The 4048-nt window shown below is 43.5% G+C and carries 4 protein-coding genes; 3 read left to right on the forward strand and 1 reads right to left on the reverse strand.

Annotation, left to right across the window (positions count from 1 at the left end; translation table 11 throughout):
• Positions 1-698: 698 nt before the first annotated feature.
• Entirely contained in the window at positions 699-1271 is a 573-nt protein-coding gene (locus L4D05_RS23870) for an HNH endonuclease (RefSeq protein ID WP_428795480.1), read from the forward strand.
• Positions 1272-1609: 338 nt separating this feature from the next.
• On the opposite strand, the gene L4D05_RS23875 is transcribed toward L4D05_RS23870, so the two are convergent.
• Positions 1610-2638 carry an IS110 family RNA-guided transposase gene (locus tag L4D05_RS23875; protein ID WP_428795481.1) on the reverse strand — a complete coding sequence of 343 codons (1029 nt, stop codon included), beginning with the start codon at positions 2636-2638 and terminating at the stop codon, positions 1610-1612.
• Positions 2639-2736: 98 nt separating this feature from the next.
• Here L4D05_RS23875 and L4D05_RS23880 point away from each other — a divergent pair, with 98 nt between their 5' ends.
• Positions 2737-3117 carry a nuclear transport factor 2 family protein gene (locus tag L4D05_RS23880; RefSeq protein WP_428795482.1) on the forward strand — a complete coding sequence of 127 codons (381 nt, stop codon included), beginning with the start codon at positions 2737-2739 and terminating at the stop codon, positions 3115-3117.
• A gap of 142 nt (positions 3118-3259) precedes the next feature.
• Positions 3260-3673: a hypothetical protein gene (locus tag L4D05_RS23885; RefSeq protein ID WP_428795483.1), complete on the forward strand. Its 414-nt coding sequence runs from the start codon at positions 3260-3262 to the stop codon at positions 3671-3673.
• The last annotated feature ends 375 nt before the right edge of the window (positions 3674-4048 follow it).

Genomic DNA, 4048 nt, shown 5'->3' on the forward strand with positions numbered 1-4048 from the left:
GGTGAGGCTACAGGCGATTACAAGTGCACAGTTTGTGGTACTAATCTTCACACACCAGACAACTTGGATTAACTCTGGCAATCATTAGTAAAGTGCGAAATTGCAAAGTTTCGCAACTAACAAATTGTTCAAGCAGACAGCTAACAGTTGGCGATCTTGGTTTGGTTGAGTTTAGTGATTACGGTGGTTTCGTTGGAGTGCAGTGGTGGTTAGCTGCTACTTAACAAGGCGTTAGTTGCACTTAGAAATTTAGTGGTCAAATCATTGTCCCTTTAGCTATGTAGCGACAAGCCCCACTGCTTAACTTTCTTTCCGGTGGCAGCGCGAAAGGGTCATTCGCTTTAGCCATCGAGGTTTCGCGGTACTGCTTTTTGTGTTCGTCCGTGAGCAACGAAAGTAACATCTTCCTCAACCCATTTTTCAGTCACTTAGGTGGTTTCTTTTTCGCGCCAACTCACGTTAATCGAAAGATGTCAGTTCTGTCAGCTATCAAATACGGCGTGGTGATAGTAATTTTTTTTACAGCAAGCAGTTAGCGCCTTGGTGCAAATAAGAGAATAGGGGCGTAGGCAACTAACAAACTACTCAAGTGGACGCCATAAGCTTGGCGGTTTTGGTTTGAAGTTTAGTGCGCTTGGTAAGTTAATCGTTAGCGCCACTTAGCAGGGCGTTATGACGCTAATGAGATTGGAGGTACTATGCCTTACGATAAACTATTTAAAATGCCAAATCCTGTAAGTATTACTGGTCGATCTTCGAGTATCACTAATTCTTTTGTGAATGGCATTATTCCAACAGTTAAACCGTCAGAAGTTGAGATTCAAGAAGCGTTAGCAATATTAGGAATGAACGATAAATCTATCTGTTGCTCATATTGCGGAGACAAGTTTACTGAGTGGGATCATTTAAGGCCATTGGTAATGAACAAGAAGCCTACTGGTTATATCTCTGAAATTCATAATCTAGTTCCAGCTTGTGGTAAGTGCAATCAATCTAAAGGTAACAAACCTTGGGATGTGTGGATGCTTAGTGACGCGCCGTTATCACCTAAAACGCGCGGTGTTAAAGATATTTCGGAAAGAATGTCTGCACTGGCTCGTTACGAGAGTTGGCAAGAGCCTACCAAAATGGATTTTGAGTCCATTGTTGGTACTGAAACCTGGAATAAACACTGGGACAACTGGGCCAAAGTTCAGCAGTTAATGAAAGAATCTCAAGCCTTAGCTATTGAAATCAACCATAAAGTGGCTGAAGCATACAAAGCGTCATAACAAGCAATTTAAGAGGGATTCACAACGCTCGGCAGTTTTGGTTTAAATCGGCTTTAGTGTTTACGGTACAATGGCTAGGTAAGTGGTAGCGTTGCTCACTACTTAATTGGGCTACATGGACTCCCTCTTTTGTCAACAATAGCTCCCGCTGACAACAGTGGGTCGGACAGCAGCTCTACATTCGGTGTTTAATCGGATTTGCTCCGTCACCCTGATGATATTCGCATGATGCCAGCCTCATTCGTTAAACAGTATTGATTACTTCCCAATTAAACAGGTTTAGGCATCTCGGTCTGRCCGTATTGTCATCATTTGCTATTGCTTTGACTCGGTGAGTGTTAACCGTTTACATAGTTAATCTYGTAYTCTTTTCCCGTTGTTAGTAGTGCCCATATAATACGAGCGTTTTTTGCGGCTAGGGCGACAGCCGCTCGTTTATAACCCCGTCGTTCAACGAGTTGGTTTAACCAAATGCTGTTGCGGTCGGTTTTCTCTTTGCATCGTGCAATAACGGCTCTTGCGCCATGAATAAGTAGAGTMCGAATGTGTTTTTCGCCTCTTTTGCTGATGCGCCCAAGATGAACATGACCACCTGTTGAGTATTGCCTTGGAACTAAGCCTATCCATGCKGCGAACTGGCGACTGGAGCCAAATTGCTTGGCGTCATTGACGGTCGCGACAATGGCACTTGCACTGTGTTCACCGACACCAGGAATATCCATGAGGGCTTTTGCGRAAGCCATTTCACGGACTAAAGCTGAGATGTTTCGATCATAGTGCAGCACTTCGAGGTTAAGGCTTTGAATCTTGTTCGAGAGATCTTGAAGAAGTTCACGAGCCAGCATAGGCAACCCATTTTCCGCATCTTCGAGGATACTCCCGATAGTATTTTGGGCCGAGTAGCGGCCTTGTGGCATGACAAGGCCAAATTCAGAGAGTAGCCCTCTGAGTTGATTGATGGTTGCGGTTCTTGTTTTAATTAACCCCTGACGAATACGATGCAGGCAAAGTACCGCTTGTTGCTCTTCACTTTTTATAGAGACAAATCGTGTTTTGGGTCTAGATACTGCTTCGCAGATAGCTTCAGCATCATTGGCATCGTTCTTTTCATTTTGTCGATACGGAATAACGAATTTGGACGCCATGATTTTAGGGTTATGACCGAGTTTACGTAACTCCCTTGCCCAGTGGTGCGCACCAGAGCAAGCCTCCATACCGATGAGGCAGGGTGGTAAATTGGCGAATGTGTCTAAGAGTTTGTTTCTTTTGACAGTTTTGCGTAGGACGCACTTGCCATATGCATCAACGCCGTGAATACTGAACACATTCTTGGCGAGGTCAACGCCAATAGTTTGAATGGTGGACATAGTAACCTCCAGTTCTTCAGCGTGTACCGAGTAAGTATGGCACGCAGAGTGTCAGGTAGAGGGAGTCCATATCATTCGTTAGGTGCTCAGAGGAAATAATGAATTCAAAGGAAGTTGTCCTAGCTTTTTGGGATGCAATGAAAACTAATGAATTTGCCAAAGCAAGTGAATGGCTAAGCCCCAATTTTGAAGGTTTCTGGCCTCAATCAGGTGAACTCATCACTGGCAGATGTAACTTTACTTCTATCAACTCTTTTTACCCTGCAAACGGTATTTGGGAGTTTGAAGTACACTCGGTGGTTTGCGATGGTGCAACAGTTGTGACTGATGTTTCAATTACAGATAGCGTCCAAAAAGCGCGTGCTATCACTTTCCATACCGTTGAAGACGGACTAATCAGTAAGCAAAAAGAGTTTTGGCCAGACCCAATGAAAGCGCAAGAATGGCGAAGCCAGTGGGTAAAGGTTGTGGAAGAATAGGCAACGCACCTAACAAACTACTCAAGTGGACGCCATAAGCTTGGCGGTTTTGGTTTGAAGTTAAGTGCACTTGGAAAGTCGGTCGTAAGCGCCACTTAGCAGGGCGTTATGCATACTGGGCATTTAAAAGGATTAAGAGAAAATGGATAGTATTCCTAAAGTATTTTGGTACTCGTTGAGCTTATGCATGTTTCTGATCACTAGCGCAATGATCTATCTAATGGTCAATTCTAGTCGTGTATCGATTGAGTATTCAAACGCAAAAGTAGAAATAGCAAATGCCAAAGAGGAGCTGGTTTTGGAATCTTCGGCATTAGCAACTCAGAAAGCAAATTTCAAAATTGAGACTGCTGAGTTAACAAACCAATTAGAAGCGTTGGCGAAAAATCTGGAGCTTAAGCAAACATTATATACGTCTAATAATGTGGTATGTGAAGCCCCTAGTCTAGACCCTAAGTCCACGTTACCATTCTTAAAGCAATTAGAAACAGACCCTAAGGTTTTTGAGGACATAAAAAAACAGCTTTCAGAGTTGTCACCAGAAACATATAAGTGAGTAGTGTAAGCATAACAAATTGTTCAAGCAGACAGCTAACAGTCGGTGATTTTGGGTTGAATCGGGTTCAGTGAATACGGTGTCTTTGTTTGAGTATCATGGTGTTTAGCTGCCGCTTAACAAGGCTACATGGACTCCCTCTTTTGTCAACAATAGCTCCCGCTGACAACAGTGGGTCGGACAGCAGCTCTACATTCGGTGTTTAATCGGATTTGCTCCGTCACCCTGATGATATTCGCATGATGCCAGCCTCATTCGTTAAACAGTATTGATTACTTCCCAATTAAACAGGTTTAGGCATCTCGGTCTGGCCGTATTGTCATCATTTGCTATTGCTTTGACTCGGTGAGTGTTAACCGTTTACATAGTTAATCT

The organism is Vibrio nomapromontoriensis (genome assembly GCF_050337205.1).
In the GTDB taxonomy this organism is placed as follows: domain Bacteria; phylum Pseudomonadota; class Gammaproteobacteria; order Enterobacterales; family Vibrionaceae; genus Vibrio; species Vibrio nomapromontoriensis.

Bases quoted from the DNA above. Each gene is read 5' to 3' on its own strand.
- L4D05_RS23885 (WP_428795483.1), top strand. From the start codon at position 3,260: ATGGATAGTATTCCTAAAGTATTTTGGTACTCGTTGAGCTTATGCATG.
- L4D05_RS23870 (WP_428795480.1), top strand. From the start codon at position 699: ATGCCTTACGATAAACTATTTAAAATGCCAAATCCTGTAAGTATTACT.
- L4D05_RS23880 (WP_428795482.1), top strand. From the start codon at position 2,737: ATGAATTCAAAGGAAGTTGTCCTAGCTTTTTGGGATGCAATGAAAACT.